The following is a 748-nucleotide window of genomic DNA, read 5'->3' on the forward strand; positions in this document are numbered from 1 at the left end:
TCGGCCGCCCGCGCGGTCATGGCGGGCGCGAAGACTTCTGGCGCGGGAGGCTTTTATCCGAGCGAACCGTGCGGGCGCAGCGTGTTGAAGATCTGCTCGAAAGCGTCGAGATTGATTGCTTGCCGCGCTGAGGCGGAACGGAAGCGAAAGAGGCCGTCGTCGCGCGCAGGCGAACGGCCGCTAGGGCATTGTTACGGGAATGGGCGATAGGGTAGGGGCATGCAGCGGATTTCTTATGCCCGTCACCAGTTTCCCCCCGGAGATTGCCGGTCGGCGTCACAACGCTGCCGCCCTACGGCTGGTGCGCAACCTGCTCGAGAAGCATGGCTTGGCTCCCAAGGTGCTGGTGACGGACAAGTTGCGATCCTACGGTGCGGCACGGCGAGAGCTGGGGCTGTCGGCGCGCCATGAGCAGGGCCTGCGCCGTAACAATCGGGCGGAGAACTCACACCAGGTGATCCGACGACGAGAGTGCAAGACGCAGCTCTTCAAGTCGCCGATGTCGGCGCAGCGCTCTCTCTGCGTACATGCCGCCGTCCACAATCTCTTCCACCTTGAGCGCCATCTGATCTCCGGAGCGACGCTGCGCCTCTTTCGGGCGACGGCCGCGCAACAGTGGCAAACCGCGACAGCCGCGACGTAAGCACGGCGTTGCACAGCGCGAACTCCGGATTGTCGGATTCCGGCGACGATGCCCTTACTGCCGTTCGGCGTTCGCTGCCGCTGGCACATCGCATCGACCTCGATC

The 748-nt window shown here is 64.7% G+C and carries 1 protein-coding gene; it reads left to right on the top strand.

Annotated elements, in window-relative coordinates; genetic code table 11:
- Positions 1-235 precede the first annotated feature (235 nt).
- A complete protein-coding gene (locus AC1DVA_RS28895; RefSeq protein ID WP_442865092.1) occupies positions 236-643 on the top strand; it encodes a DDE-type integrase/transposase/recombinase in 408 nt (135 codons plus the stop codon).
- Positions 644-748 lie beyond the last annotated feature (105 nt).

Source organism: Allobosea sp. P4_C6 (assembly GCF_056402015.1).